At 35.2% G+C, this 25,857-nt stretch carries 24 protein-coding genes; 12 read left to right on the forward strand and 12 right to left on the reverse strand.

The genetic code is table 11. The features are described from left to right. Positions 1–63 precede the first annotated feature (63 nt). The 3 genes from IR022_RS18515 (at position 64) to IR022_RS18525 (ending at position 3,302) form a co-directional block, all read left to right on the forward strand. On the forward strand, positions 64–1,605 hold the full coding sequence (locus tag IR022_RS18515) for a sensor histidine kinase (protein WP_050710143.1): 1,542 nt from the start codon (positions 64–66) through the stop codon (positions 1,603–1,605). A 7-nt stretch (positions 1,606–1,612) separates the two neighbouring features. Further along, positions 1,613–2,332 (forward strand): response regulator transcription factor, encoded by a 720-nt coding sequence (locus IR022_RS18520; RefSeq protein WP_050710144.1) that lies wholly within the window; start codon positions 1,613–1,615, stop codon positions 2,330–2,332. 109 nt (positions 2,333–2,441) lie between these two features. Continuing rightward, complete coding sequence (locus tag IR022_RS18525) at positions 2,442–3,302, forward strand: SGNH/GDSL hydrolase family protein (RefSeq protein WP_194204842.1); 861 nt, start codon at positions 2,442–2,444, stop codon at positions 3,300–3,302. On the opposite strand, the gene IR022_RS18530 is transcribed toward IR022_RS18525, so the two are convergent. The 4 genes from IR022_RS18530 to IR022_RS18545 all read right to left on the reverse strand — a co-directional run bounded on the left by IR022_RS18530 (position 3,303) and on the right by IR022_RS18545 (position 8,908). Beyond that, positions 3,303–5,669 carry an ATP-dependent helicase gene (locus IR022_RS18530; RefSeq protein ID WP_199330332.1) on the reverse strand — a complete coding sequence of 789 codons (2,367 nt, stop codon included), beginning with the start codon at positions 5,667–5,669 and terminating at the stop codon, positions 3,303–3,305. It abuts the gene before it with no gap. Between the two features lie 220 nt (positions 5,670–5,889). Further along, the gene (locus tag IR022_RS18535) at positions 5,890–6,612 is read right to left on the reverse strand and encodes a head GIN domain-containing protein (protein ID WP_194204843.1); all 723 of its coding nucleotides are present in this window, start codon (positions 6,610–6,612) and stop codon (positions 5,890–5,892) included. A gap of 118 nt (positions 6,613–6,730) precedes the next feature. Continuing rightward, positions 6,731–7,453, reverse strand: coding sequence for a head GIN domain-containing protein (locus IR022_RS18540; RefSeq protein ID WP_194204844.1), 723 nt, complete (start codon positions 7,451–7,453; stop codon positions 6,731–6,733). 210 nt (positions 7,454–7,663) lie between these two features. Then, positions 7,664–8,908 carry a glycoside hydrolase family 88 protein gene (locus tag IR022_RS18545; RefSeq protein ID WP_194204845.1) on the reverse strand — a complete coding sequence of 415 codons (1,245 nt, stop codon included), beginning with the start codon at positions 8,906–8,908 and terminating at the stop codon, positions 7,664–7,666. Between the two features lie 402 nt (positions 8,909–9,310). On the opposite strand from IR022_RS18545, the gene IR022_RS18550 reads away from it, so the two are divergent. Beyond that, positions 9,311–9,847, forward strand: coding sequence for a PsbP-related protein (locus IR022_RS18550; protein ID WP_194204846.1), 537 nt, complete (start codon positions 9,311–9,313; stop codon positions 9,845–9,847). 119 nt (positions 9,848–9,966) lie between these two features. On the opposite strand, the gene IR022_RS18555 is transcribed toward IR022_RS18550, so the two are convergent. The 3 genes from IR022_RS18555 to IR022_RS18565 form a co-directional block, all read right to left on the reverse strand. Next, positions 9,967–10,464 (reverse strand): terminase small subunit, encoded by a 498-nt coding sequence (locus IR022_RS18555; RefSeq protein WP_194204847.1) that lies wholly within the window; start codon positions 10,462–10,464, stop codon positions 9,967–9,969. An 86-nt stretch (positions 10,465–10,550) separates the two neighbouring features. Then, on the reverse strand, positions 10,551–12,020 hold the full coding sequence (locus tag IR022_RS18560; RefSeq protein ID WP_194204848.1) for a M56 family metallopeptidase: 1,470 nt from the start codon (positions 12,018–12,020) through the stop codon (positions 10,551–10,553). A gap of 5 nt (positions 12,021–12,025) precedes the next feature. Continuing rightward, complete coding sequence (locus IR022_RS18565) at positions 12,026–12,403, reverse strand: BlaI/MecI/CopY family transcriptional regulator (protein ID WP_050711448.1); 378 nt, start codon at positions 12,401–12,403, stop codon at positions 12,026–12,028. Between the two features lie 278 nt (positions 12,404–12,681). Here IR022_RS18565 and IR022_RS18570 point away from each other — a divergent pair, with 278 nt between their 5' ends. Next, positions 12,682–13,236, forward strand: coding sequence for a hypothetical protein (locus IR022_RS18570; RefSeq protein ID WP_194204849.1), 555 nt, complete (start codon positions 12,682–12,684; stop codon positions 13,234–13,236). A 57-nt stretch (positions 13,237–13,293) separates the two neighbouring features. On the opposite strand, the gene IR022_RS18575 is transcribed toward IR022_RS18570, so the two are convergent. Continuing rightward, entirely contained in the window at positions 13,294–14,094 is an 801-nt protein-coding gene (locus tag IR022_RS18575) for a tetratricopeptide repeat protein (RefSeq protein WP_194204850.1), read from the reverse strand. Between the two features lie 251 nt (positions 14,095–14,345). On the opposite strand from IR022_RS18575, the gene IR022_RS18580 reads away from it, so the two are divergent. Then, entirely contained in the window at positions 14,346–14,813 is a 468-nt protein-coding gene (locus tag IR022_RS18580; protein ID WP_194204851.1) for a lysozyme inhibitor LprI family protein, read from the forward strand. 80 nt (positions 14,814–14,893) lie between these two features. On the opposite strand, the gene IR022_RS18585 is transcribed toward IR022_RS18580, so the two are convergent. The 3 genes from IR022_RS18585 to IR022_RS18595 all read right to left on the reverse strand — a co-directional run bounded on the left by IR022_RS18585 (position 14,894) and on the right by IR022_RS18595 (position 17,536). Further along, positions 14,894–15,187, reverse strand: coding sequence for a hypothetical protein (locus IR022_RS18585; protein WP_194204852.1), 294 nt, complete (start codon positions 15,185–15,187; stop codon positions 14,894–14,896). Between the two features lie 403 nt (positions 15,188–15,590). Continuing rightward, positions 15,591–16,502: a LysR family transcriptional regulator gene (locus tag IR022_RS18590; RefSeq protein WP_194204853.1), complete on the reverse strand. Its 912-nt coding sequence runs from the start codon at positions 16,500–16,502 to the stop codon at positions 15,591–15,593. Next, the gene (locus IR022_RS18595) at positions 16,496–17,536 is read right to left on the reverse strand and encodes a threonine aldolase family protein (RefSeq protein ID WP_194204854.1); all 1,041 of its coding nucleotides are present in this window, start codon (positions 17,534–17,536) and stop codon (positions 16,496–16,498) included. The genes IR022_RS18590 and IR022_RS18595 overlap by 7 nt, the downstream gene beginning before the upstream one ends. Positions 17,537–17,842: 306 nt before the next feature. On the opposite strand from IR022_RS18595, the gene IR022_RS18600 reads away from it, so the two are divergent. From IR022_RS18600 to IR022_RS18625, 6 genes are all read left to right on the forward strand, one after another. Then, positions 17,843–18,499, forward strand: a complete 657-nt coding sequence (locus IR022_RS18600; RefSeq protein ID WP_050709125.1) for a YceI family protein — start codon at positions 17,843–17,845, stop codon at positions 18,497–18,499. A 108-nt stretch (positions 18,500–18,607) separates the two neighbouring features. Next, positions 18,608–19,447, forward strand: a complete 840-nt coding sequence (gene ygiD, locus IR022_RS18605) for a 4,5-DOPA dioxygenase extradiol (protein ID WP_194204855.1) — start codon at positions 18,608–18,610, stop codon at positions 19,445–19,447. 50 nt (positions 19,448–19,497) lie between these two features. Further along, positions 19,498–20,214, forward strand: coding sequence for a pirin family protein (locus IR022_RS18610; protein ID WP_194204856.1), 717 nt, complete (start codon positions 19,498–19,500; stop codon positions 20,212–20,214). 100 nt (positions 20,215–20,314) lie between these two features. Continuing rightward, positions 20,315–23,092: a prolyl oligopeptidase family serine peptidase gene (locus tag IR022_RS18615; protein WP_194204857.1), complete on the forward strand. Its 2,778-nt coding sequence runs from the start codon at positions 20,315–20,317 to the stop codon at positions 23,090–23,092. A gap of 111 nt (positions 23,093–23,203) precedes the next feature. Continuing rightward, on the forward strand, positions 23,204–23,569 hold the full coding sequence (locus IR022_RS18620) for a hypothetical protein (RefSeq protein WP_050709121.1): 366 nt from the start codon (positions 23,204–23,206) through the stop codon (positions 23,567–23,569). Continuing rightward, complete coding sequence (locus tag IR022_RS18625; protein WP_050709120.1) at positions 23,566–23,985, forward strand: hypothetical protein; 420 nt, start codon at positions 23,566–23,568, stop codon at positions 23,983–23,985. Before IR022_RS18620 ends, IR022_RS18625 begins: the two co-directional genes overlap by 4 nt. A gap of 73 nt (positions 23,986–24,058) precedes the next feature. Here the strand turns inward: IR022_RS18625 and IR022_RS18630 are convergent, their stop codons facing one another. Beyond that, a complete protein-coding gene (locus IR022_RS18630) occupies positions 24,059–25,828 on the reverse strand; it encodes a hypothetical protein (RefSeq protein ID WP_194204858.1) in 1,770 nt (589 codons plus the stop codon). Positions 25,829–25,857: the final 29 nt, after the last annotated feature.

The raw sequence follows: 25,857 nt of genomic DNA on the forward strand, positions 1-25,857 counted from the left end.
GTTTATGGTATCATAGGTACTTGATATTTGCTTGGTTATAATGTATGCGGAAAATATAATAAAATGAAAAAATCAACGATATGGTTACTCGCGGGGGTGATGGCATTTACCTTTTTCGGTCTACTATACTTGCAGATTAGTTATTTTCGCATTTCGCTAAAAATGAGAAATGATCAATTTGAAGAAGCAGTAAGTAGAAGCCTTTACCAAGTATCGAAGAATTTAGAACTGGATCAAACTAAGAAATATCTGGATCAGGAAATTGTTGATTTTCAAAATAAAAAAGGTTATAAAGATCCTTTAGGGGAGAAAACGATAACCCATACTCAACAAATAAAAATGACAGATCCAACTGGTACTCCTATTATGAATATAGAGTATAACAGTTCTCAGACAACCAGTTTTAGATCTAAGAAGAATACGAATACTTCACGGGGAGGAGCAAATGCACTAGCTCAAGCATCATTCAATATACAGGAGTTGTTTAAACAGCGTTATGATTATCAGCGGCAATTGCTAGATAATGTAATTTATAAGCTCATTCAAACATCTAGTTCTGTACCTTTGGATGAGAAGATAAATTATAAGACACTTAACGACAATATAAAAGACGAACTCAGATATAATGGTATAGAGTTGCCGTTTCAGTTTGAGATTGTAGATAAAAATGATAGACCTGTTTATAAACAGGAGAGTTATGCCGAGCCAGACAAAAATGCTTTGTACACTCAGGTTTTGTATCCGAATGACCCAATTGATAAGTTAAATTACCTTCGGGTATCTTTTCCCACAAAAAAAGATTATCTTTTGAGTGAGATTTCGTTTCTTGTACCTGCATTTGTTTTCACATTGATATTATTGATCACTTTCATCATTTCTATCTATTTAATATTTAGACAAAAGCGTTTGTCGGAAATGAAGAGCGATTTTATGAATAATATGACTCATGAGCTGAAAACTCCGGTATCAACAATATCATTGGCTGCTCAAATGTTGAAAGATCCGGGTATTATGAAATCGCCTGAAATATTTAAGCATATTTCGAGTGTAATAAATGATGAAACCAAGCGTTTGAGTTTTCAGGTAGAAAAAGTATTGCAGATGTCTCTTTTTGAGAAACAGAAAGCAACTCTCAAATTCAAAGAATTAGATGTTAATGACATCATTGTGAACGTAGCTAATACTTTTCAACTTAAAGTTGAGAAATTTGGAGGAAAAATTGATATTGATCTGGAAGCTGGCGATACATTGGTGAGCGCAGATGAGATGCATTTTACAAATGTTTTATTTAATTTGTTAGATAATGCACTTAAGTATAGAAGGGAAGATGTGACCCTAGAATTGATGATAAGGACATGGAATCAAAACAATAAGATATATATAAGTGTTGAAGATAATGGAATAGGTATTAAAAAAGAAGATGCAAAAAAGATTTTTGAGCGTTTCTTTAGAGTATCTACTGGGAATTTACACGATGTGAAAGGTTTTGGTCTAGGTTTAGCGTATGTGAAAAAGATAGTCGAGGACCATAAAGGATCCATTAAGGTGGAAAGTGAATTGGGACAAGGAACTAAATTTATTATAAGTTTACTCAATATAAAGTAGAGATATTATGGAAGAGAAGTTGAAATTATTTTTATGTGAAGATGACGAGAATCTAGGAATGTTATTGAGAGAATATCTCCAAGCAAAAGGATTCGACACAGACTTATATCCAGATGGAGAAGCTGGATACAAAGGTTTCGTTAAAGAAAAATATGATTTATGTGTATTAGACGTAATGATGCCTAAAAAAGATGGAATAACATTGGTAAAAGAAATTAGAGCAATCAACCCCGATATTCCGATTATATTTTTAACAGCTAAAAATATGAAGGATGATATTTTGGATGGTTTTAAAGCTGGAGCTGATGACTATATTACTAAACCTTTCAGCATGGAAGAATTGGTGCTTCGTATCGAAGCTATATTCAGAAGAGTAAAAGGTAAAAAAGGTAAAGATCGTCAGGTATATCAATTTGGTAAAATGGTTTTTGATACTCAAAAACAAATTCTTACAATTAGTGGAGAAAGTACTAAATTGACGACTAAGGAATCAGAATTACTAGGATTGCTTTGTGCTCATGCTAATGATATTTTGGAACGTAACCATGCTTTGAAACAAATTTGGGTTGACGATAATTATTTCAACGCAAGAAGTATGGACGTTTATATTACTAAGCTTAGAAAACTGTTGAAAGCTGATCCAGAAATTGAAATTATAAATATTCATGGAAAGGGTTATAAATTAATTGCCCCAACTAATGAAGAAGCAGAAGACAGCGAGGCTTAAGTAACGTAAAGCTCACTATAATAAAAGAGAAAGTCACCTTTGATTTAAAAGATGGCTTTCTTTTTTATACGGTCAACAACTTTCTCTCTTTCAATCAATCTCTACTACTATGATGAAACGCCGAATAACCTTCAGATCTTTACCCTTGAGATTAACCGTATTATTTCTAATCCTCATATTCTCTACTTCGAGTTGTACTTTTGGGTATAAGGAGGCCGATCGTCATAATCTAAAAGTATATAGTAAAAAGTTTAAAATTCCATTGAAAGGAAAGAGAATCCTTCTCTATGGAGATAGTATATCCTCTTCGTCTTATCCTTGGTATAAATCTACACTTGAAGAGCTGACGGGTGCCGAAGTATGTGCCGGAGGTTTTCCGGGTTATACAACAAGCCAGTTAGCAAAAGATGCGCAATTGCAATTGATCTACGATTATAAGCCCGATATTATTATCTGCTTAGTGGGTGGTAATGATGCTGGTGTAAAAGGAGAAGTAGGTACTTTTGGAGCTACTGATGAAATACTGGTTGAAGAAACAGACATTACTCACGATTATTCGGGATATGCTTTTATACAGGCTGTATCACATATTATCCGAAAGATCAATAAATATTATGATATGGATGAAAATACTCATAGCTCATCAGCTGATAGTATTTCACCCGAAAAGCCTTTCATTGTATTTGGTACAACTTTACCTCAAAAGCGTAGCAACAGATTCAATAAATTTTCGCAACCCGACAACTGGTTACGTAAAAGAGATGCAGTGGTTGAAAGTTGCGAAAAATATAAGATACACTGTATCGATTTTTATAATTTATGCGATTGGGATTTCTCTAATGAGCCTTATTATACTTCACCTACTGATATTTATACAAATAAAGGTATCTACACAATGGACGGAGTACACCCCAATCAAAAAGGGTACGAAGATATGGCACGTATTGTTTACGAAGAACTGGCTCTATAATCAACCGATAATTTCGAAGCGAGCAAATTTTAGAAGTAATTGTTTTACTCCTGCATTCTCGAATTCTACTGTTGCTTTTCTGCTTGCAGCATCGCCTTCGATAGCACTTACAGTGCCGATTCCAAAACGTTCGTGTTTGATTACTGCTCCCACCTGTATACCGTAAATATCCTTTGTAAGAGGAGTCTTCGGCTCTGCATTTCGAGCATTCACAAAGTTAGGTTTCGAGTACTTGTCTTCGCGAGATACCGGAATCTGAGGCCTTTCGAAAATTGACTCTTCTTTTCTTTTTACTTCTTGTAGTTCTTCTTTTTCCTCTCTGTTTCTACGGACAGTGTCCCAGAAGTTACCTTGAGTTTGTTGAGAGAATCCTCCCATAGTTCCTTCAAGTACACCTGCATTGGCATTGAGAAACTCTCTGTCAATATCTTTAAGGAAACGGCTTGGATTACATGAGTTGGTTTGTCCATTGCGGAAACGACTCTTAGCATACGTCAACATACAGAATTGCTCTGCCCTTGTAATAGCTACATAAAACAAACGACGTTCTTCCTCCAATCCTTTAGGTTCAGATTTAGTCATCGATGAGGGGAAGAGATCTTCTTCGAGACCTACAACAAAGACGTTCTTGAACTCTAATCCTTTAGAGGCATGAATAGTCATCATTGTTACCTTCTCCTGATCAACTTCTTTATCTGTATCCTGATCGCTAAGTAGAGATACTTCTGATAGGAAATCGATAAGGCTGATGTTTTGCTCACCTTCTTCAACTCTCGATTCACAGAATTCGTGTATTCCACCTAAGAGTTCTTGTAAGTTCTCTTGGCGGCTCATCCCTTCCGGAGTCTGATCTTGGTATGCTTCTCTAGCTATACCACTTTCTTTTACTATTTTGGTTGCTAATTCGTATGCTGAGGCAACAGGTAGTTCTTTTATAAAACCATTAATCAGAGTATGGAAATCGTTTAGCTTCTTAGCAGTTCCCGCATTTACATTCAAGTTATATGCTAATGGGTCACAGATTGTTTCCCATAAACTCCGATTGTGAAGCTGAGCGGTATCTACAACTTTTCCGACCGTAGTATTTCCGATCCCACGTGTAGGATAATTGATAATTCGTTTGAATGCTTCCTCATCTTTAGGATTTACTACCATGCGGAAATAAGCAATAACATCCTTTATTTCTTTGCGTTGATAGAACGAAAGCCCACCATAAATACGGTAGGGTATATTCTTTTTTCTCAACGATTCTTCAAATACACGAGATTGTGCATTGGTACGATAGAGTATCACAAAATCGCTATATGAAGCGTCTTTGCTTCTGCGTAGGTCTTGTATTTTATTGGCTACAATGATGCCCTCCTCAAAGTCTGAAAAGGCGCTGGCTACTTCGAGTTTTTCGCCTACCTGATTTTCTGAAAAGACATTTTTTTGTATCTGCCCTTTATTCTGTTTGATAAGGCTATTAGCAGCATTTACAATATTTTGAGTAGAACGGTAGTTTTGCTCTAGTTTAAATATTCGTGCTTCGGGATAATTGCTTTTATAGTTGAGAATATTATCAATATTTGCTCCACGGAAAGAGTAAATACTCTGTGCATCGTCTCCCACTACACATACACGGTGATGCGCATCAGCCAACTGTTTAACTACCAGATATTGTGCAAAGTTAGTATCTTGGTACTCGTCTACCAGAATGAACTGAAAACGATCTTGGTAAGTTTTTAATACCTCTGGGTGATCGCGGAACAATCTGTTGGTATAGTATAATAAATCGTCAAAATCCATCGTGTTGGATGCTATTAGACGAGCGTTGTACGATCGGTAAATATCTCTCACCATGGGTATTTTGGCTTTCATGTCATACTCCTGCATCTCTTTGCTTTGTGCATAGGCAACAGGCGACACTAATGCGTTTTTGGCATTAGATATCATAGACTGAATGCGTGCAGGCTTATATGTTTTATCATCGAGCTGATACTCTTTAATGATGGTCTTTATCAGATTACGAGAGTCTGCCGAGTCGAATATGGTAAAATTGGAAGTAAAGCCTATTTTTTCGGCTTCGGTTCTCAGTATTCTCGAAAAGATAGAATGAAATGTACCCATCCACAATCGGCGAGCAACGCTTTCTCCCATCAACTGTCCTACACGAGCTTTCATTTCGCGTGCAGCCTTGTTGGTAAATGTCAGAGAGAGTATATTGTGAGGGGGAAGCCCCAGATTAAGCAGATAAGCAATTTTGTAAGTAAGCACACGTGTCTTACCCGATCCTGCTCCGGCTATAACCAAAGATGGACCATCGTTATATTCAACAGCTTTGCGCTGCGATTCATTTAGTTCTTGTAGTAGATTATCTATATCCATATATAAGACAAAGATACATAATGGAACAAACCCACTGAAACAAATTTACTATAATTTATTTCGATGAAATATTTCATACAGTTAACAGTAGGTATTTGGTATCTTATTTTTTAAGTTATGGTCTTTTCTACAAGAATAAAACCTAAAACTAAAGCCGACATCGGCAATATGCATTGCAAACATCGGCTCTATGAAAAAAGGGCGTTATATTTTTATTCTTTTATAGTTTAGATACGCTTCCTGATCCGTTTATTGATTTGTCATGTGTTTGGGGATCACCTTTATAAAGTATGCTTCCACTGCCATTTATTTTACTTGCCAGTTTTTCAGTAGCATATACTTTTGCACTTCCCGATCCACTTATGGTACAACTTGTGTTTCTGGTATTTAAATCGACTGCATCAACACTACCACTACCTTTTATCGAAATGTCATTATTTGTTGCACTTCCTGCTACTTTAACACCTCCCGAACCTGCGATTGATATATTCAGATTGCCATATTGAATATCGTCAGCATATAAGCTACCCGATCCTGCAATAGAAATATCTAAAGATGGAGATGTAATGTTACCTTTTAGAATTATATCTCCCGATCCTGCAATTCTTACTCTCGATAGGGCTTCCGAACTAGCATATGCTTTAAATTGCGATGGCTGTATATTTTGTCCATCTAAGGAAATAGACAGAACTCCGTTTTTAACTTCGGCTCTTACGTATTGTTTTAGGTTTTCATCTATCTCGATGCGTACAGAAGGAGTTTGACCTACTTTTTGTTCAAAAATAATGTCATTCGAGCCTGTTACTGATATTTCAGAAAAGGATGGAATAGATTCTTCTGTGGTCGTAATATTTTTATTTCCTTTTATAGGGCTAAAAGCACCTCCCGATTTGCAAGATGTTATTACTGCAAGTATGCATAGAATGGTTAGAAATTTTTTCATGTCAGAATTCAATTTTAAAAGTGATATGTTTATATTATATTTTGAGAATAAGGCTTCTGTTTATCCTTTAAAGAGGAAGACCCCATCTGTTTGTAAATTGTTACAGCAATGTATGTTTTTAATCTTTAGAAGCGATGTCTGCCATTCCGCTTTTTGATAAATTTGTTTCTTTGGGGCTGCCTTTATAGTTAATATCGCCCATACCACTTGCTTGAGCTGAAAGTGTCTCCGAAGCGTATATGTTGATATTACCCATTCCCGATACTGCGCAATCTGCATTTTTTGATTTCAAATTGTATGCTTTTACGTTAGATTTACCACTTACGTCTATTTTTGTATTAGCAGCCTCTCCTGCCAGAGTTATGTTGGCTAAGCCGGACATATTTATATTTAAATTCTGACAATTCAGATTTTGTGCATGGATATCGCCCATTCCCGATGCCGAAATGTGAAGGCTCTCGGTATTAATAGAGTCTTTTAATTCTATATTGTTGATTCCGCTAACGGATAGATCTGATAAAGCAGTCGAGTTTGTATATATATTATAATATTTCGGATTAATTTCTTGAGTAGTATGTATTGTTAGTTTTCCATCAGTTACGGTTATTGACACATATTCTTGTAGATTTTCGTCAATCTCTATACGCAGATAGGGTGCTTGGTTTGTTTTTTGCTCGTAGACAAGATCAAATTTTCCTCCAATTTCTATACTGTTATAGTCGCCAATCTTTATTTCCGAAGAAACAGATTGCCCGTTTCCTTTAACTCCATTCTTAAATGAAGACATTTTGCAAGAGGTCATAATTGCGACACTCATCAATATACATACTAATATTCTCATAATCGTTTAAGCTTTTCTTATTTGACTAAGTAAGGGTATGTTTGGTTACAAAAACCGAAGAGAAATTTATTTTATTTCTAAAAAATAAAGGGTAATCAGAAACGATTACCCTTTATTATTCTGAAGTAATTCCAATTATTTATTGTTATACATCTTTTTGTAAACAGGTTGAGAAGTAAAAAAGAAATGCTAACTGAAAGGTCTTAGGCCTTATTTTAGATTTTTGTATCTGACAAGTGCCTCCAAAAAGTAATAGTCGGCGTAACATAATGGAACGTCTATTTCGGAACGATGAGGGATACTACCCACGCAATGCATAATTAAGAAATTGGCATTTGTTCCTAATGCAGCTCTGTAATTCGGGGATGCTAAACTATATAGCATTTTGGTCGCGGTGTCGGTATAAGATTTGTTTTGGGTCATCTCTCCCAACTCGAATAATGCCGAACTTACAATTGCTGCAGCAGATGCATCTTTAAGCTTTTCTTGAAATTCAATAGCATATGATTTTCCTTGAGGCGTATATCCTGTCTGTCCAACATTGAAATCCCATAGAGGAACAAAATCGGCAGGTAAGTTTTTTATGAAAAAATCGGCCAGATGTTTGGCTGTATTTAGGTAGCTCGAATCTTGGGTTTCTCTATAAACCATAGTAAATCCGTATATAGCCCATGCCTGACCGCGAGCCCAAGTCGAATTATCACTAAAACCTTGTGCTGTTCCCTTGAAGCGTACATCTCCTGTGATAGTATCGTAATCTAATACATGAAAAGAACCGAAGTCTTCACGAAAATGGTTTTTCAGGGTTGTATTAGCATGTTTTACTGCAATATCATAAAACTTCTTGTCTCCCGATATTTTAGAAGCATTGAAGAGCAATTCCAGATTCATCATATTATCGATGATAACCGGAAAAGACCATTTTGTGGTATCACCCCATGCTCGGCCACCATTCCATGATTTGATGGATTGTACTTTCTCGTTATAACGAGTAGATAAAGATTGGGCACTTTCTATTAGAATATCTTTATACTCAGGTTTTGGAGCTAATCGTGCAGCGTTTCCGTAGCTACAATACATCATAAAACCCAGATCGTGATTGCCCGTATATGTTTTCAATGGTTCTAGCGAGTGTGTCCATTTCTCAGCACTATTTCGCCATGTTGTATCACCCGTTAATTCATATATATACCATAATGAGCCGGGAAAGAAACCAGGAGTCCAATCATACATATCTGTCACTCTCAAAGTTCCGTTTTCATTTGCTGTCCGAGGATAGTTTTTCCCCGTTGGCTCTCCTGTGGCTTCGAGCATCTTAAGAGTTTGAGCTTTTGCAAAATCAACATTTTCTTGGATGAAATTTGCTTTGTCTTTATTCTTCTCGTCTTTGCAAGAAGTAACGAAAAATATTCCGGCTATAAAAAGAGAGAATACTTTAATTGTTGATGTTTTCATAGAGTATTGTTTTAAATTAAAAAAGGTTATTAGTTATTTTTTCTTATTGCTATATAATTTTGTATCTATTGGAGCAGTTCAATAAGTACTTGTTATAGTTTGAATTGTATGGATTATGTAAATTCGCTTTTAGATTAAGGTTATGTAATAGATCAAAAATAGTAATTTTTTTATTTAAGCTCTACATTGTGTGATGAATAGCGTAAGTTTTCTTTCTAGAAGTTGTAATTAAGGTTTGTATCAAAGAATAAAGAGCTATAAACGGTGAGTTATAGTTACTCGTGTTATGATTTTCTATATCTTTATGGCCCTAGTGGGTGTATGAGTGGAAAGAACAAACTCTCATTTCTTCAGATTTAGTAAAACAATAAATAGGTCTTCGACCTTAAAAACAGATATATTATGAAAATTATTAATGGAGTAATCGTTTTGGCTTTGGCTGTAATGGTGATTAGTTGTGGTGGAAATACCAATAAAGATGCTTCAAAAGATGCATCTACGGAACAAGTTGTAGATAGTAACAAGGTTGCAGCAGGAAGCTTTACCAACGAGCAATTGGGATATAGTATAACTTATCCGAAAGATATTCTTATTCTTGATGAGTCTACTGTGAATAGCGAGCAACAAATCTTTAAACCTGCAGAAGGTAAAGCTGAACTTCGTATTTATAGTGATAAGCGTGTAGATAAAAGTGGAACTCCTATTGTATTTAATGCTGCTTATGAGCAAGATATAGCTGATAAGAGTGGTAGACAAATAGCACATAGCTCGTTAAGTCCTAATTATTATGTAATATCAGGCTTGGATGGTGATTTGCTTTATTATCAAAAAACAATTTTCTCGAAAGGGGCTTTAGTAACAGCTGTGCTTAAGTATCCTAAAGAAGAAAGAGATATTTTTAATGCTATGCTTAATCCTCTATTTAATTCTTTTAAATAAGAAGAAATTAGATTTTATATAAAAAGGCTGCAACCATCAATGGTTGCAGCCTTTTTACTTTAATTCAAAAAAAGAATATTACTACTATGGATATTAAAGCAATAAAAAGATAGGCGATTTTATTTCAGCTTTTCTTTTAATCTTTCGAGTTGTTCTTTCGTTTTATCATCTATTACTTCTATCTGGAATATAGATTGTCCATTTGATGTAATGTCCGTTTGTTCCTTCAAGCCTAATTTTCGAGATATGATTGATGTATTGAATATACCTGTTATTGCTCCTTCGAACTGTTGAGTTTCTATAATGTTTTCGATACGATTAATGATCTCTGTAAAATCACTTCCGCATTTTTTCTTAAACTTATTAAAGAAGCTTTGACTGCAATTGAGATATACGCACAAACCGCTGATAGAGTAGGGGCGTTTAATAGGTACATCGATAATGCGACCGCATTCCGACCCCGATTTTACAGCCTCCTGCTTATACCACTGGTGTTTATCACACCATTCGAAATACTCGTCGGCAGCTTTTAGTAGAAGTTCGGGCGATTCAAACAATGCCTTCCGATTGTGTTTGGTTCTTAATTTCCAAAACTGATTTCCTTTTGGTGCAGCCATAAATTATAAAGATGAGTTTTCTATATAGATAAAAAACTCATCTTTAAATCAGAAATCCATAGCTTTTATATATAATTTAAGGTCAATTATTTTTTTAATGTAACTTCTATAACACCACTGTTTCGGGCTCTTTCTCCATATGCTTCTACTGCATTATCACCTTTTAAAACATTGATGCTTTCTATTTTATCTGTATTTATTGCCTGAAAAATCTCTTGACTGATTTCTTTTCCATCGATGATGATTATAGGGCTATTAGCTTTAATATTTATCATCTTAATATTTTCACCTTTTGAGGAAGAAGTTTTTTCTGCTGGATTTTGGTTGTCTTCAGCAGGCTGCGTTGTTACATTAATACGAAGCATAGTAGGAGGGGTGGAGGTTTCTTTTTTTGTTGTAATTATTATTACTCCATTTTTACCTTTACTTCCATATGTTTCCGTTGCAGACTTATCCTTAAGTACCGAGACCGATTCTATGTCTTTAGGATCAAGTGCTTTCATTGTAGGATGTGATGATTCTTTGCCATCAATAATATACAATGCTTTGTCGGAACTCACATTTGTATTGTTACTATCTGTTGCATATCCGATAACTTGCAGAGGTTCATTATTATTCGTAGAAATACCTATGTGTATTATGGAATCTTGCGCAGGTACTTCTGATAATTGAGTGTAAGGATTATCTTCGATAGATTTAAATATGTAACGAGGTGTTGCCGAAGCCCAAAAGAATAATCCAAAAGATGGAATGAGTGCCAGTATAGCTACTCTTTTCCAAGGTGAAGTTTTTACTTTCTTAATCATACATAAACGATTTAATTGATTTGGATAATTAAATGAATTGGAGAAAGAAAACACTGGGCCCTGAAATCTTTGATTGATAAGTGCTGCCTGATATAGAACTGGCGAAATGCCAGAATCTATAACAGCCTTGTCAGCTAAGAATTCGTGATTCTCTTTCTGTGATGACACGTAAAACCACATCAGAGGATTAAACCATTGCAGTAATAGTGCACATTCGCTGCATAACAGATCGATCCAATGTTTTTGATATATGTGAGTTGCTTCGTGTTTTATTATTAAATCTTTTTCGGTCTCACTTAAGACTTTTGTGTTGATAGCAATGCAATTGAGTACTGTGAATGGAGATTTTATTTCTACACTGTCTATTAACTTGTAGTTGTCGTATTCTCTTGCTTCTCCTGATTTTATCAGCTTGAAGAGTTTTCGATACGATGTTAGGTTACGAATCAATTGTATTGTAACTCCTATTATATAAATGGCAGACAGAATAATCCAAATATCTATTCTTTGAATTAGAGTTGCTTCTTTGGCTTCTGCTATCTCTGTTGCATTTATTGATATTGAAAATGGCAAAATTACATCGTATGAAAAACGTATACTTGGTATTATAAAAGACGCTATCAAACCACTTATCAGGAATGCTCTGTTGAAACGAAAGAATGTAGTGGAGCGCAGAAATATCCTATAAATAAGAAAGAATATTCCTATGCAGATACCCGATTGAGCAATGTATATTATGAGTTCTTTCATGGTTTTTATTTTTTGCTTTGTTCTTCTTGCAAGGCTTGTTTTGTTTCCTCTAATAATTTATCAAGATCATCTATAGATAAATTGGTTTCCTTTGCGAAGAAAGAGGTGAGAGAGGAAAACGATCCGTCAAAATAGTTTTTAAGAAAGCCGAATAATTGTTTCTTCGAATAATCATCTTTTTTGATAATTGCCCAATAAACATTCGACCGTCCATCAGTTCGGTGTGCTACAAATTCTTTAGTCTCTAATATCCCTAATATAGTAGCAATAGTAGTTCGTGCAGGTTTGTCCTTAGCGAACTCTTTTAGTATATCTTGTACTGTGGCCTCTTCTAAAGTCCAGAGTATGTGCATTATTTGTTCTTCAGCTTTTGTCAGTTGCATAATTTTCGATGTTATGAAGCAAATGTATGTCTAATTTTTTAGACATACAATAGTTTCTCTAATTTTTGTCTATAAAATTAGACGGTGGCGCATTTTTCTTTTGATTTTAGTTAAAATGTATTTTTCTAAATATGTTGATAAATCTTTGTAAAGCTCTTTCTAATAAAGAAAAAGCTACATCGAAATTGTATTTATTCTTAGTTAAAGAATGTGAGGATATTAAACCTATGCTTCTTTGTGTCGTCAAAGATGCATAAACAATTAAAAGTAAAAAGAATATGAAAAAAATATTATTATCATTAGCACTATTAGCAAGCGTTTCATTTGGTTTATCAGCTCAGGGAAGAGATGGCGGACGTAGAGGAGGAGACAGGTCGAAAGCTCTAGAAGAATTGAATCTTACTGCTGAGCAACAAGAAAAGGTGAAATCTCTATCTAAGGATTTTAAGACAAAGAATGATACTCTAAGAAGTCAACAAAGAGAATTAAGAAAAAGTCAGCAGTCTGATTTTATGGCAATACTAACTCCAGAGCAACAAGTGAAATGGAAGGATAGAGTAGAGAAAAGATCAAGAAATGAAAATAGAGCAGGAAAGAATTCAGGAAGAAATGGTAGAGGCGGAAAACGAATGAATCTAGATGCTGCTACTACTGCAAAATTGGATGATTTGAAATCTAACTTCGTAAAGGAAAAGAAAGCGGTAGAAATGAGCCGTATTGCTCCCGAAGCTCAAAAAGAAAAAATACAAGGTTTGAAACAAAAATATAGAACAGATCGTCGAGAGATTATAAAAGAAGCACGCCCTAAAGCAGCTGAAAAAAGTAACTCGTAAACATTCAGCATGATATAAATAAAAAAGCACCTTGATTTCAAGGTGCTTTTTTATTTATTATTGTTGCCCTATGTTTGACAGTTGTTGAATTGCCATTTGAGCCATTCCTTTCTGTCCGAATTGGTTCTCTGGATCAATATTAATACATTCTTCAAAATCTTTGAGAGCCTCTTTTATTTCCCCACGATTGGCTAATGTTAGTCCACGATTAAAAAATAATTGAGGATCGAAAGGATCAAGTTCCACTGCCTGATTATAATCAGCAATAGCCTTGTCGTACTCTTTCAAGTTGACATATGCTGCAGCTCTACAACTTAGATTGATTGTATTGTAAGGATTTATATCAATCGCTTTATTGTAATTTTCGATGGCTTCTTCGTACATACCCAGATCGTCGTAAGTATATCCTAGATTACAGTGATAATCGGCATTTTCAGGGTCTAGAGCTATGGCTCTTTTGTAGTCAATAATAGCTTTTTGGTATTCACCCAATTTGTTATAGGTATTTGCTCTGTTGTAATAAAGCGCCGGACTATTGTTTGCTATCTCTATTGCCTTATCATGATAGGATAGAGCTTCTTCGTATTGCTGTAACTCAGAATAAGCTACTCCTGCACTACTGTAACGATCTACCTTTTGTTCGGGAGATTCCTCTGCGGAATTTGTATTTTGTTTCTCTATTTCTTCTAATAAAAGCCTCAATGCACTAGCCTTCTCTGCACCTGCCGGTTGGTGTAGCGCATCTCTTAATTTCTCAGAGTAAAGAGAAGAGTAATTATCTGGTGTGCTGTGCTCATTATTTCCGGTTTTATCTAATCCTAGAAATCCCAGTATTTTGCTTAATCCGTTATTGCTCATATTTGAGGAGGTCGCCGACCTCTGTCTATTAAGTTCATAAAAGAATTTAATGTTGTGTTGCGAGGTCACAACAAGCTTTTGTTGCTATATTCGTTCAAACATTAAAATAGGTACGAGACCTTATTACTACAAATACAAAAGTAATTAAAATAGTATCACTAATGCACTATCTTATTATCGGATATTCAATTTTGAATTAATATTTATAGCTTTACCTTGATTTTCTTTAGTTATATATAAAGCAAAAAATAATGAAATTTATATTGTTTATATTAATAGGGTTAGGCTGTTTTAGTAATGGTCTTTTCGCTCAGGATTTCCAATGGTTAGAAGATAAGAAGGTAGAGTTTGAACAAGATACAGCACATCTGGAGCAAGAAGTGAGAGCTATGTTAGACAAAGATTACTCAACTTTGGGAATGATAGAGGCTTCCTACTATTTAGAGCAAGGTTATGATAAGCTACTTAATAAATACTATAAAGTATTGTTGAATATATTAAATGAAGAGAATAAAATTCTATTGAGAACAAGTCAGCGAAATTGGATCAATTTGAGAGATAGCGATAAAAAATTGATTTCGGGAATGAAAGACCAAACTTATGAGGCAATGGGAGGTGGAACTGTTTGGGGAGTTATAGCTGCAAGCGAGAGAGCAGATATTACCCGTAGGCGTGTTTTTGAACTTTATAATTTCATACAGTTTTCATCGCTTAGCTGAAAGTATATACAACACATAAAAAAAGAAGGTTTACTATGCAATTAGAGTAAACCTTCTTTTTTGCATAGTAAGTAAATGCATTAGCGTTGTTTTGCTTTTCGTCCTCGTGTTTTTGGCAGAGGCTGTAATGTCTCACTTGAATCGGGTTGTTCTTTTTCTTCGGGTTGTTCAGCCAACCACGATTTTAGCTGATTTACTTTACGTATCAGGCAGCTCGCACACGATTGAGGTGTTTCGGCTACTGTAAATGCCTCATTGTAGAGTCCGTAGATACGGCTCATACTGTATCGATGTGTAGTATTTACTTCTTGAATAAGTGAGATTACCTTTTCTTTTAAGGTCTCGGTTTTATTTGTTACGTTGTTTTGTGTCATAAATATAATTGAGTAAAAGTTAGAATTTGAAAAAAAGTTGATGCCTTATTTTACTATTTTCGATTTATCATTAAGATGCAATACACCGAATATGGCTAAGGCAAAAAATACCCCTACTACCCAAAATATGAGTGATGATATTATAATGGATACTATTGTATAGATTATCCACAAAAGATGAAAAGTAAGGCAAGGTTTGCAGTTGAAAGGTTTCCTGTCGAGCTTATCTGAAAAACGGTTTAAAGCCAAATATTTACTTTCAGTAAGTATTTTACCTAAAAGGATGCCCGATGAATTTATAAAAATGCAGAGGATAAATAAAGTCAGCATAAGGAATGGTTTTCCTTATAGATAAAAAAGGAAAATGACGACTTTATTAAGGGAGGTTGCTATAAAAAAGGTATTAAACCTTAAAATCTTGGAGGCTGAGAGTGACGAAGTTTCTTATTTCATCTAATAGTTTAGGCTCTATTTTTGTTTTATCGTAGGCTAAGTATATTTCGTTATTTGCTGGATGAATACCTTGCCAAAGAATGCGAACTAATCCCCCTTTCAAAGCTTTACCTGCAATGAGGTCTGATGATACAGCCAGTCCGTCGCTGTGTCCTACAGCTTCCAGTATAGAATTATTGTCGGGGATAGCAGCTTGTAATCTTAATAAAGGTCGTTTCTTGAAATTCTCGCGCCAGAATCTTCTTATCAAAACAAGATTACTATTGTAAGCATACCATTTTTGAGCTTGTAACCATCTCTCAATCTCGTCCAAATCTTCGGTTTCCACTAAACTGTCAAATTCAGAAGAATCAAAATCGCGGTTGCAAACAATGCTGAATGTCTCGGTTAGTAGAGGTTCGTAAGTGATAAATTCATGAATAGTATTGCGTTGTGTAATTATGGCAATATCCAGATCGTTATTTACAAGCTTTTCAATCAGATCAGAAGCAAGTCCATATTGAACTACTAAATATGATTTTAGTTGAGCTAGGTTTTGAGCTAAGTACACACTGAAAAATTCGGCAGGACTACCTAATCTTATTGTTGTAGTCTTACTTAAGATAGACTTTTTAAATTCAGCCTCAACACGTTCCAGATTGTCTAGAGGCTCTACCACCTGAGTATAAAGCTGCTTTGCATAATCGGTAGGAACCATTTTTCGGGGCAATCGGATAAACAAAGCATGACCGATATAGCTTTCCAATGCAGCTAATTGCACACTTACATTGGGTTGAGAAAGAAGTAATTCCTGAGCTGCCTTTGTAAGTGTTCCATTTTGATAGATTGCCTTAAAAGTTCTATACCATTCGAGGTTTACCATATCTTAGATATTTCTTTCAGATCGTGAATAAATAGATCAACTTTATCTTCGGGTGTTGCCCATGAAGTTATTAGTCTAACAGCCGAATTGTCTGCATCTACGGGTTCCCAAACATAGAAACCGTATTTCAGAATCAGCTTATCAATTACTTTATTTGGTAAGATAGGAAAAATCTGATTGGAGTCTGACTCTGTAAGAAAAGAGTAGCCTAATTCTTTCACAGTATCTTTAATCTTTGTCGCTAAAATATTAGCGTGAGCAGCTAGTTTGAATATAAGATCATCCTTTAGTAGTTGATCGAATTGAATACCAATCACACGACCTTTTGCCATCATGGCTCCACGTTGTTTTTGGTGATATTTGAAATCTTTTTTCAACGTGTCGTTTGTTATAACCACAGCTTCCCCTAACAAAGCTCCCGATTTGGTTCCACCAATGTAAAATACATCAGTTAGACGAGCTACATCGACTAATGTTAGATCATTAGATGCAGCAGTTAAAGCAGATGGAAGTCTTGCACCATCCATAAATAAGATAAGATTATTCTCTTTGCAGAACTCTGATAGATTGGTTAACTCCTTTTTATTATATATTGTTCCTATCTCTGTTGAATTCGAAATATAAACAACTCTTGGTTTAACGGTATGATATTCGGGAAATTTATTCAGAACGGGTTTGATAAGTTCTGGCGTTAGCTTTCCATCAGAAGTAATCACTTCCTCTATCTTATGACCGGTAGCTTCTATTGCCCCTGTTTCGTGTGTGCTTATATGTCCTGTTTGTGCAGCTATAACAGACTCAAACGGTTTAAGTATGGATGCTAATACCAATAAGTTGGTTAATGTACCTCCTGAAATGAGGTGTACCTCTGCATTATCATCTCCAATTTTATTTTTAATTGATTGGATTGCACTCAAAGTATAGGCATCGTCTCCATATCCCGATTGTTGTATAAGGTTACTTTCGGTTAAAGCTTGCAGGATAGAAGGGTGACAACCTTCGCTATAGTCATTTGTAAAACTGTGAATAATCATCCTATAAATTGATTTAAGAACGTATATCTATTTAATACTTATTGATATAACAGCAATTAAATACCGTTAAGAGTAAACAAAACGAGTATTAATACGTTATAATAAGGTCTCAGACCTTTTTATTTACTTGTTAAGCATAATAACAATAGCCTGTTACAACTTGAAAGTATATCATTCAATATTTTCATCAGCTTAAAAGTTCACACAAATTTATAAAAATATTAATAGATAAGTATAAAAAGATCTATTTTGAGAATGATTAAACTCCATCTATATTTGCATTAGAAATAATAAACAAAAACAATTATGAAATCGTATTTATTAGTATTATCTATTTTGTTGCTTGCAGTATCTTGTAGCAACAGCCCCAAAAACAAAATTGAAGGAACAGACTCACAAGCGATAGCTGACGGCAATGGACAACAACTTACAGTTGATACACAAGCATCATCTATCCATTGGGTAGGAACTAAACCAGGCGGAAGCCACCACGGAATTATCGGGATAAAAGACGGTAACTTGGCAGTCAACGGAACAGAAGTAGCTTCAGGTTCATTTACTATTGACATGAACGCTATTGCGGACGAAGATCTTACAGATCAAAAGATGAACGAAATGTTGGTAAATCACTTGAAAAGTGCAGACTTTTTTGATGTTGAAAAATACCCAACAAGTACTTTTACAATTACTAAAGTAGAAGCGGTAGCGGGTAATGACTCTATTACGCACAATATAAGTGGTAATCTGAAGATGAAAGATGTAGAAAAGAACATCACATTTGGAGCTAAAATCTCAAAAGATGGTGATACCTACAAAGCTGTTACTGTACCTTTCACTATTGACCGTACTCAATGGAACGTTCAATATGGTTCGAAAAGCCTTTTCGCTGACTTGAAAGACAAGTTTATCGATGACAATATTGAATTGCAAATAACAATTATAGCTAAAGCTGCTAGCAAATAAGAGAGTTTTTGACAGTGAATTTTTTCCTGATCGGCTTTAGCAACTTATTCGCTAAAGCCGATCTTTTTTTATTTCGAATGCAAATAATACGCAGGAGGGTTGATTAATATGACAACAAATAGTTTACAACATTTACATAAACAACTATCGTATCTGAAGGATACACCATTGATGCCCGTTTTATTCGTAGGACATGGAACTCCCATGAATGCGATAGAAGACAATGAGTTTGCACAAAAATGGATTGAGTTGGGAAAAGAGATTCCTCATCCTCAGGCAATACTATGTATATCGGCACATTGGGAAACTCGCGGAACTTTTGTTACAGCTATGCAAAGCCCTAAAACGATTCATGATTTTTATGGCTTTCCCCGCGAATTATATATGCAACAATACCAAGCACAGGGATTTTCCGACTTGGCAAATGATATAAAGGAAAATACTTCTAAATTTAATCTCGAAACCGACTATGAGTGGGGACTCGATCACGGAACATGGAGCGTATTGAAATATTTTTATCCAAAAGCCGATATTCCGGTATTACAACTAAGTCTCGATTATACGAAAGATATGCAATACCATTACGATCTGGCAAAAGAATTAATGTATTTGCGAAGAAAGGGGGTACTTATTATAGGCAGTGGCAATATGATTCATAATCTGCGTATGCTGCAAGTCGAGGGAGGCGATTTTAACGCCCAGTATGGTTACGATTGGGCTATAGAATTAAACGAACTATTTAAAGAGAAAATACAGAAAGGAGATCACAGTGCTTTAATTCATTACAAGTCTTTAAGTAAATGGACGCAACTGTCAATGCCTACATTAGATCATTATATTCCGATGATATATGCTTTGGCATTACAAGCGGAAGGAGAACAAGCCAGTATGTTTAACGATAAAATAGTAGCGGGTGCATTATCCATGACTTCTATTATTATCAACTAAGGTCGTAGACCTATCATACAAATGTTTAATTAAAAGAAAGAAAAACAATTATGAAAACTATTTTATATAAAGCAGAAACTCGCGGTCACGCACAACATGGTTGGTTAAATGCCCATCATACATTTAGCTTTGCAAATTATTACGATCCCGAAAGAATACACTTCGGAGCTTTACGGGTATTGAATGATGACATCATAGATGGAGGTAAAGGTTTTGGTACGCACCCTCACGATAATATGGAAATCATAACAATACCTTTAACCGGAAGTCTTCGTCACGAAGATAGTATGGGCAACGGTGGTGTTATAGAATCGGGAGATATACAAGTAATGAGTGCAGGCACAGGAATACAGCACAGTGAGTTTAATGCACAAAAAGATAAACCTGTAAATCTTTTTCAGATATGGGTGTTCCCTAATAAAAAGAATGTAACTCCTAGATATGAACAAAAGACTCTGGATTTCTTAAACCATAAGAACTCATTCCAGTTGGTGGTATCTCCAACCCCAACCGAGCAAGGTTTGTGGATACATCAGGATGCATGGTTCTCAATTGGTTCTTTTGACAAAGGAGTAATCGAAAAATATGAATTGAAATCGAAATCGAACGGTGTATTTGCCATGGTAATACAAGGCAGTTTCAACGTTTCGGGAACGGTTCTTGATAATAGAGACGGACTTGGTATCTGGGATACAGAATCTTTAACGATAGAATCTTTATCGGATGATGCCAGAATTCTATTGATGGAAGTTCCTATGGAGTTCTAAGCTCAAAATGTTCAAAAAAAGTAAGCGGGTCAATCCTATTAAAGGGGTATTGACTCGCTTTATTTTATTAACTTTGTGTCAAACGATAAATATATATGTTATGCTTCGAAAAGTGTATTCGAAATACCTTACTATCTGTGCTATTTTATTCGTGTCCTTAACTATTACTGCCCAAAAAAAAGTACTAGATCATTCTGTTTATGATTCGTGGAAAAGCCTGTCTGCAATGGGTATTACCAATGATGGAAGATATGCTGCTACTGTAATTAAGGAGCAGGAGGGAGACGATTATCTTTTAATTCGCGACTTGCAAAGTAAAAGAGAATTGAGTATTCCTCGTGGATATGCATATACAATTACACCCGATCAAAAATATATTGTAGCTCAGATAAAAGCTCTTTATGAGGTAACGCGACAAGCCAAAATAAAGAAAACCGCTGATGAGAAATTGCCAAAGGATTCGCTGGTGATTATTTCTCTTGATAAACTTTCAGCAATAAAAATAGCTAATGTAAAAGCATTTAAGGTAGGTAAAGATTTCTCTGACTATCTTGCATATACAATAGATGATACGCTTAAGGCAAAAGGTAAAGCAAAAACAGATGAGAAAACTCGTACTCTGGTTGTTCGTAATATCTATACAGCAAAAGAAGATTCTGTAAAGAATGTTTCAGATTTTGTTTTCAGTAGAAACGGAAAAGGCTTAGCGATAGTTACTAAACCTGAGGCTAAGGATTCAATCAATAAACCGAGTGTTGTATATATCGATCTAAAGGGATACAATAAGAAAATAGTTTCGATAGGAAAAACACTTTATAAAAGTCCGTCATTATCAGATTCGGGAGAGAGGCTTGCTTTTTTAGCGACATCGGATAGCGCAAAAGCTGAAATCAAGAATTACGATTTATTTTATTTCAGTTCCAATACTGATTCGGCAAAGCTGATTGTTGATAAAACTAAAAGCGGAATGCCTAAGGATTGGAATGTAAGTGAGAATTATGATCCTCAATTCAGTAAAAACGGAAAAAGGCTTCTTCTAGGGATTGCACCTATCGTTTTACCGAAGGATACAACTATACCCGATTTTGAAAAAGCTCAGCTTGATCTTTGGCATTGGGAAGAACCTTTGATACAGCCTCAACAATTGGTCGAATTAGAGAAAAAGATAAAACAAACTTATTTGTCTTATGTTGATTTAGATAATGGTTTTACGTTCTATCAATTGGCAACAGAGGAAATGCCCAATGTGAGTATATCGGACGAAAATAATGGTCGTTATGCAGTGGGAACGTCTAACCTGAATTACCTCTTTGATACTCAATGGGATATTTCTGCCCGATTAACGAATGATATTTGGCTTTTAGACTTAGATAGGCATACACAAAAACAAATAAAGAAGGGATTGCAGGCAGAATTGAACCTTTCGCCTGATGGCAAATATTTAGCATGGTACGATGTAAACGACCGTCAGTATTATGCTTATTCTCTCGAAACAGGAAAAGAGGTTTGTTTAACTGATAAGTTGAATATCAACTTCTGGGACGAAAAGCATGATACACCATCTATTCCCGATTCTTATGGTTTTGGTGCTTGGTTGGAGAATGATGGAGCCTTTCTGGTGTACGATGCTTACGATATATGGAAGCTTGACCCCAGCGGAATTAAAGCTCCCGAGAATCTAACTAAAAACTTAGGTCGGGATAAGAAGCTTACTTTCCGATATATCAAAACTGATAAAGAGAGCCGATTCATAAAGAATAATGAAAAGCTATTGCTTTCGGTTTTCGATAATACAAGCAAAAAGCATGGGTTTTATGAAGTAGAGAAATCTAATCTGAAACCATTGATATTAGATCAGTATATATTCTCATCACCCGAAAAAGCGAAAGACAAAAACGTATATTTATTTGCTAAGAGCAGCTTTAATACTTCGCCCGATTTATTTGTGACATCTAATAATTGGAAGACCGAAACTAAGCTATCGGATATTAATCCTCAAATGAGAGACTATAATTGGGGTACAGCCGAATTGGTGGAATGGACTACTTTTGATAAGAAGCAATCTCAAGGAATTGTTTATAAACCGGAGAATTTCGATCCAAATAAAAAGTATCCTTTGATGATTTACTTTTATGAAAAGCATTCAGATAATCTCTATCAATATTCACCACCTGCACCTAGTCGTTCTATTATAAATATCCCTTTCTATTGTAGCAGGGGGTATATTGTATTCACGCCTGATATTCAATATACAACGGGACATCCAGGAGAGAGTGCCTATAATTCGGTTGTTTCGGGAGTCGAAGAATTAGCGAAAAGCGAGTGGATAGATCGTGATAATATGGCAATACAAGGGCAAAGTTGGGGAGGTTATCAAGTAGCATATCTTGTTACCCGCACCAATATGTTTAAAGCTGCCGGATCGGGTGCTCCTGTCTCAAATATGTTCAGTGCATATGGTGGAATACGCTGGGAAACAGGAAGAAGCCGTCAATATCAGTACGAACAAACGCAATCGCGTATAGGAGCTACTATGTGGGAAGCTCCAGATTTATATAAAGAGAATTCGCCTATTTTCTTTGCCGATAAGGTAAATACACCTCTTCTTATAATGCATAACGATAAGGATGGGGCTGTGCCTTGGTATCAGGGTATCGAATATTTTATGGCTTTAAGAAGATTGCATAAACCCGTTTGGTTACTTCAATATAATAATGAAGCTCATAATCTTAAGGAGCGTCGCAATTGTAAAGATTTGAGTATTCGTTTACAACAATTTTTCGATCATTATTTGAAGGGAGAAGCTGCTCCTGTATGGATGAAAACGGGAGTACCCGCAACAGAGAAAGGAAAAACATACGGATTAGAGATAGAATAGGTCTACACCTATTTACCTTTATAGAGGATCTATTATTAGGCAGTGGCCTTGATAGTTATAAATATACGAAGACGAAAGAAAAAAGTAAGTAATAAATAAAGTTGTTAGATTATGGTTAAGCCAGGTTATAAGTTGCTATTTCATCTTGATAATGAAAAGATTGAAATAGTTGAAATAAGAAGAAACGGAATTTTAGAAGAGGATAAGAATAAAGTTTATGTATGGTTGTTATACGACAAAGTGAACGATATGATTAGCCGCTTAGAATTTGTTTCGATGAAAAGCTCTGAAAATAAAGAGTATCGCGAATTTGAAAACAGCAAATTGGAGTTAGACAAAGTATCAGGGATTTACACAGAAGGAGGTAAAGTTTTTGAAATGAAAGTTATTCCTTCAGATAAACCTCTACCTACAATTCTGCAAGATGCGGTAAGCGATTACCTTTTGCTATTAAATTTCAGAAGCGAAAGAAGATGAAATCTGTCTTAACCGTATTAGGGCTGATTTTTTATTCTGTTTTAGGTTTTGCTCAAAGTAATATTCTTGAAGGTAAAAAATACTCGATTGTAGTGAGTGAAGCTTGTAAATCGTTCATTGATGGAGGATGTCTGATTACAACATACAACGTCCTAAATTTCGAGAAAGACAGTGTTGTTGTAGATTATTATACAAAAGCAGATTGTGAGTCGAAAGAAAGAAGCTCTTTCTATAATAACGAAGGGTCGATTGGTAAATATCCTTATCAGATTCAAAAGAAAAAGGATAGCCCTAATCATATTGTGCGTATCAATGGGTATCAATTTGGGTCGCTAGAGGTATTCCCTGATTATTTGATTGTAATAAATCCGGATCATACCACAAATTCCGAATATATATTTAATCTTGTAGAGTAAGGAGACAAAAGACATAAATAAAAAGATCGAACCATAAATGGCTCGATCTTTTTTATTTTGACTTTAAATATAGTTATCTCCAACCCGATAGTCTGAACGACTGAACCATCTGGTCATATTCGGGTTTCCAGAATGAATACTCACTTGCTGAACTGGTTAAAGTAACAATTGCTTGTGATTCTTTTGTGTAAAAATAGGTTACACATATATGTTTAGGCTCAGCACCATTCAATTGCTGAGTATAAGAGTAGCTGAGGGTACGAACACCATTGCTGATACTCGAATTGAAAGAATCCCAACTGATTAAAGTATAACCTGTGTTCTGTAAATTTCGCTCAACAGATGCTTTCATTTCATATTGTATGGTATCAATATTCAGAGAGTCGGGATAACTCAATCTGCTGAAATCTCCCTCTTGACTACTGATGGTGATACTGCTAAATGATTCTAATTGGGTAGAGTCATTCTCATTAAAATCATTCTTTAGAAATAATAATGTAGGACGGAAACGTTCATAGTCAATAGAGTCCCCTAGTTTCTTTTTAGACTCTTTATCTACTAGCATTGAGAATGGAATATCACTTCTTTCCTCCAGATTGGCAGGATAAAACATGGTTCCAATATTAAGAATTGCTATCAGACGTTGGTAAGATGCCAGGATTTTATGGTAGTTGCTTTTCCATTGATCTAAGCTATTAAGAGGGGACGACATTGTTAATTGTATTTGTCCCGATTTGTCGAAGAAATATGTTGAATAAACCTTCGAGGCTTCGTTGTCTCTCAATTGTTGTTCATAAGAATATTGTAAGATGGGTACACCATTAAGTTCGGAAATCTCAAAATCGCCCCAACTATTTATTTTATAATCGGTAGATTCAAGATTTTGATCTATGTTCTTTTTGATATTCTCTTGTAGTAAATTCAGATTTAAAGAATCTTTTTTTAATGCTCTTGCATTATATTCGGGTAATATATTAAATGAAATACTACCAAAAGGATTGATGTTGGTGCTGTCTGCTATTTCAAAATCACGCTTAAGAAACAGTAAGCCCGGACGGAACTGTTCGTAATCGATAGATTCCCCGAGTATCTTTTTGAACTCGTTATCAACTAAAAATTTGAATGGTATATCTTTTCTTTCTTGAATATCAGTTGGATATTCAAAAGTGGCTATGTCTCCAATATTGACCTTGCGTTTGAAGGTTTCTATTATCTGATTGTAATACACTAGCCATTTCTTATACTCCTTTTTAGGAGCAGATAGTACTATCTGTAGTTGTAGATCAGAATCATAAAGATTTGTAGTTATAATATTGGTGGGGTTTTTGCCTTTGAGAGTTTGTTCGTAGGAATATTGAATGGCTACTAAATTATTAATAGTCTTGAATTCGAATGGATTCCACGTCTTTACTTGAAATTGAGTTCCAACTAAATTGGTGTCTACATCCTGTTTGATATTGTTCTCTATCTTGGCTTTTTGTACATCTGATATTTCTTTAGGAAAGCGGTATTTTCCTGACAGAGCTGTAATGCTTATATAGCCGAAAGATATTTTTTTGCCCGAGGGTTTAGGAGCTTTAAATCCTTTCTCGAAAAAGATCAGAGTAGGGCGAAACTGTTCATAGTTAACCGAATCGTTCACCAGTTTCTGAAATTCTTCATCTACTAATAACTCGAATGGTATATCGCTTCTTTCTTCAAGATTAGTGGGGTATGCTATTGAGCCTATATTTAGAATGTCAATTCTTTTGAGTGGAGTGGCAAGTATGTCTTTACCGACAATATTGCCGGACTGAATAAAAAGGACGATAACGAAAATTAGTGTAGTGTATGCTTTATTCATTACTTAATCTTAAAAATTTGGAATTGAAT

This window comes from Dysgonomonas sp. GY617, from assembly GCF_015233815.1.
In the GTDB taxonomy this organism is placed as follows: domain Bacteria; phylum Bacteroidota; class Bacteroidia; order Bacteroidales; family Dysgonomonadaceae; genus Dysgonomonas_A.

Excerpts from the sequence above, each read along its gene's own strand:
- IR022_RS18515 (WP_050710143.1), top strand. The coding sequence starts at position 64 with ATGAAAAAATCAACGATATGGTTACTCGCGGGGGTGATGGCATTTACC.
- IR022_RS18520 (WP_050710144.1), top strand. The coding sequence starts at position 1,613 with ATGGAAGAGAAGTTGAAATTATTTTTATGTGAAGATGACGAGAATCTA.
- IR022_RS18525 (WP_194204842.1), top strand. The coding sequence starts at position 2,442 with ATGATGAAACGCCGAATAACCTTCAGATCTTTACCCTTGAGATTAACC.
- IR022_RS18530 (WP_199330332.1), bottom strand. The coding sequence starts at position 5,669 with ATGGATATAGATAATCTACTACAAGAACTAAATGAATCGCAGCGCAAA.
- IR022_RS18535 (WP_194204843.1), bottom strand. The coding sequence starts at position 6,612 with ATGAAAAAATTTCTAACCATTCTATGCATACTTGCAGTAATAACATCT.
- IR022_RS18540 (WP_194204844.1), bottom strand. The coding sequence starts at position 7,453 with ATGAGAATATTAGTATGTATATTGATGAGTGTCGCAATTATGACCTCT.
- IR022_RS18545 (WP_194204845.1), bottom strand. The coding sequence starts at position 8,908 with ATGAAAACATCAACAATTAAAGTATTCTCTCTTTTTATAGCCGGAATA.
- IR022_RS18550 (WP_194204846.1), top strand. The coding sequence starts at position 9,311 with ATGAAAATTATTAATGGAGTAATCGTTTTGGCTTTGGCTGTAATGGTG.
- IR022_RS18555 (WP_194204847.1), bottom strand. The coding sequence starts at position 10,464 with ATGGCTGCACCAAAAGGAAATCAGTTTTGGAAATTAAGAACCAAACAC.
- IR022_RS18560 (WP_194204848.1), bottom strand. The coding sequence starts at position 12,020 with ATGAAAGAACTCATAATATACATTGCTCAATCGGGTATCTGCATAGGA.
- IR022_RS18565 (WP_050711448.1), bottom strand. The coding sequence starts at position 12,403 with ATGCAACTGACAAAAGCTGAAGAACAAATAATGCACATACTCTGGACT.
- IR022_RS18570 (WP_194204849.1), top strand. The coding sequence starts at position 12,682 with ATGAAAAAAATATTATTATCATTAGCACTATTAGCAAGCGTTTCATTT.
- IR022_RS18575 (WP_194204850.1), bottom strand. The coding sequence starts at position 14,094 with ATGAGCAATAACGGATTAAGCAAAATACTGGGATTTCTAGGATTAGAT.
- IR022_RS18580 (WP_194204851.1), top strand. The coding sequence starts at position 14,346 with ATGAAATTTATATTGTTTATATTAATAGGGTTAGGCTGTTTTAGTAAT.
- IR022_RS18585 (WP_194204852.1), bottom strand. The coding sequence starts at position 15,187 with ATGACACAAAACAACGTAACAAATAAAACCGAGACCTTAAAAGAAAAG.
- IR022_RS18590 (WP_194204853.1), bottom strand. The coding sequence starts at position 16,502 with ATGGTAAACCTCGAATGGTATAGAACTTTTAAGGCAATCTATCAAAAT.
- IR022_RS18595 (WP_194204854.1), bottom strand. The coding sequence starts at position 17,536 with ATGATTATTCACAGTTTTACAAATGACTATAGCGAAGGTTGTCACCCT.
- IR022_RS18600 (WP_050709125.1), top strand. The coding sequence starts at position 17,843 with ATGAAATCGTATTTATTAGTATTATCTATTTTGTTGCTTGCAGTATCT.
- ygiD (WP_194204855.1), top strand. The coding sequence starts at position 18,608 with ATGACAACAAATAGTTTACAACATTTACATAAACAACTATCGTATCTG.
- IR022_RS18610 (WP_194204856.1), top strand. The coding sequence starts at position 19,498 with ATGAAAACTATTTTATATAAAGCAGAAACTCGCGGTCACGCACAACAT.
- IR022_RS18615 (WP_194204857.1), top strand. The coding sequence starts at position 20,315 with ATGCTTCGAAAAGTGTATTCGAAATACCTTACTATCTGTGCTATTTTA.
- IR022_RS18620 (WP_050709121.1), top strand. The coding sequence starts at position 23,204 with ATGGTTAAGCCAGGTTATAAGTTGCTATTTCATCTTGATAATGAAAAG.
- IR022_RS18625 (WP_050709120.1), top strand. The coding sequence starts at position 23,566 with ATGAAATCTGTCTTAACCGTATTAGGGCTGATTTTTTATTCTGTTTTA.
- IR022_RS18630 (WP_194204858.1), bottom strand. The coding sequence starts at position 25,828 with ATGAATAAAGCATACACTACACTAATTTTCGTTATCGTCCTTTTTATT.